The organism is Rhodothermales bacterium (assembly GCA_013002345.1).
In the GTDB taxonomy this organism is placed as follows: Bacteria; Bacteroidota; Rhodothermia; order Rhodothermales; family JABDKH01; genus JABDKH01.
The window spans coordinates 1-2,506 of record JABDKH010000203.1 but is presented as its reverse complement, the minus strand read 5'-3'; the positions used below and the strand labels follow the sequence as shown (position 1 = coordinate 2,506).

General features: G+C 59.1%; 2 protein-coding genes. Both read right to left on the bottom strand.

From position 1 onward, the window contains the following. The coding region (locus HKN37_10615) for a hypothetical protein (GenBank protein ID NNE47100.1) at positions 1 to 635 on the bottom strand (635 nt) is incomplete at its 3' end. A 62-nt stretch (positions 636 to 697) separates the two neighbouring features. Continuing rightward, positions 698 to 2,506: DUF3604 domain-containing protein (locus HKN37_10610; protein NNE47099.1), on the bottom strand; the 1,809-nt coding region annotated here is incomplete at its 5' end.

The following is a 2,506-nucleotide window of genomic DNA, read 5'->3' as shown; positions in this document are numbered from 1 at the left end:
AACCCGAATTGCTTAACGATATACCCGCCGGACCGATTGACGAAGTTGGCTCCATAAAGGAACCGTTCGCCGAAGCGCGCCCCGTCTGAGATTGCAATGTCCTCGGCCCGGAGCTTCTCAAGCGCCGACTGTGCAAGGGACATCGCTTCGTCCGACCCGCGATCCTCACCCGAAAAGAACACATGGGCAAAACTGACACGCGGTTTGACGAAGAACTCCTCGGGGTTCGCCGAGTAGTAGGCCGTTATCTCTTCCGTGGTCGGTTCGGAGTCCGCGTCGGCCATCCCGCGGGCGATGAATTCGAGGCTCTGAACCAGCCGGCGCGTAATGATGTAGTCGGTCCGGTCGAGTCCCAGAGCCCTTGCTTCACGCGCGAGTGCCTGCTCGGACACGTAACTGTCGATTACTTGCTGCAGCTCCGCCTCGGTCAGCCCGGCGAGCTCAGCCTCGGCCTGCTCCAGCTCGAACTCCCTGGTGCGATACTGAATGAAGGTGAGCAACGCATCGCGATCGACGACGATACGGCGCTCGTTGTCCAACGTCGCATCCTCACCGACGACTGCATTGTGCAACAAGAACAGGAGCCCCGTCAGCGCAAGAAAATGCACCAGGGGTTCTCGCAATAAAAACCGCATTGCTTATCTCAATTGATTGTTGGAGGGGACGCGGCCGCGCTTGGCCGCGTCCACCATGAGTGTTATTCCGAGCGAACCTCGAACATCACTTTGCCCTTGTCGATGTCGCGAGCCGCATAGATCGTCTCACCATCGGTGTACAGCGTCGAAACGACGGTACGGAGGCCATCAGAGCTGACAACGGTGTCATCGACGATTTCGTACCCGGTGGCTCCGAGCAACAGGTCTTCGATGTGCATATGGCCACCGTGGTACAGCGCCTGGGTGGTCTGCTCGGGATCCATATCGACCTTCTCAAGGGAGCGTCCGCCTTCCTTGGTAAACACACCGCGGTATTCCTCGTTGCTGACGACGTTTGCAAGGACAATGGGCTTGCCAATCAGTGTTCCAAGGTCCGTGCTGGTCATTTTCCTAAACCCTTGTGCGAGGACCTCGTCCACGGTCAGGACCTTTGTCGTAACGATTTTCAGCGGAGTCACCGCAGCACGCTGCGACTCATGCGGGGTGTACCAGATCGGCGACGAGTAGGCGCGTTCCTGGATTGTAGCCGGGTGATGGCCCACTTCAGACGGATCGATCTGCAGTGCAATGGCGTCCAGAAGCGAGTGACGCGGCGTCGGGATCTGCAGAACGCGAACGTAATAGAAAGCCGACAGGCTTGGATCGAAGTCCGGATCGCTCCAAACCGTTACGAGCTCAGGGTCGCCGATGTCGTTGGTGTATTTTCCGGTTTCGATGTTGACCGTGTTGCCGACCAGTACCGACCCGTCCGTTCGTCCGTCCGCGAGGGCCACGTCAAAGACCTGCTCTGAGACGGAACCGTCGGCATTCAGGGTACCCCTCACGACTTGAACGCGATCGAGATTAGCGCCAACGGGGTCTTTGGCGGCATGGATGAGGAAGCTCGGCGCGTCGCCGTCCTTGGACCCCGCCAACATGGCACCCATTGGCACGCCATTCTCATAACCAACAGCAGCGATGTCCGCCGCTCGGGCATGACGGCGCCGGATATCGAAACCGCCGAAGAATCGCAGAGTTATGCGAGGACCGGTCGTCGCGTAGACCTCTCTCCGCTGAAAGGCATCCATGATCGAGCGACGGGTATTCTCGGTCGCCCACACGGCCGTAAGGCCTGCTGCGGCCGCATCCCAGCCAATCGCCCCCGGAACTGTCTCTTTGCTGCCGTTGGCCGGAATGCTGTCCAGCGCGTATTTGCCCAGGAAGTTGTCTTCTTCGGCCGCGGAAAAGCCGGTATGGCTGTCCGTAGCGCCTGAGAGCCCGAACTGGTACGGGTTCACACCCGTCAGGTTCTCCATCTGCAGGCCGCGCATCAGGGCGGTGCGGATGTAATCACCGGCCTCTGGATCAGGCGCTTCGCCGCCGGCACCCAGTGCGTGCTCATAGGTTTCGAAATCTGCAAACGGATCGTTCGGCGAAAGCTCGGGGTGAGCCTCGGAATCACCCTTGTATTGAGTCATTTCGACGACGGGTTCCCAGCGACCGCGCAGCTGTCCGTATTCCGCGTTCACCGGGTTGCCGTACTCGTCGATCAACGGGAACATCGTGCCGCCCGACAGGTTCATGTTGTGTGAGATTGCGACGAAATCGGTGCCAACCGCTTTCGACGTCTTGGCCATCCAGTTGTAAAGATCGCGCGGCCGGGTCGAATCGAGTGAGCTGTAGGGCAGGAATTTGGTCGCGGTCTCCGAGTCTTTGTCCATGAACACGATTCGATGGAGGTTTCGGCTTTCCGGCAGTGATGTCCACTCCCAGCCGATGAAGGCAGTGAACTCACCGGGAGTGTTGTGTTGATCGGCGATCTTCGTGACTTCATCCCAGACACTTTCGCGTACTTCCGGCGAGTTCATCGG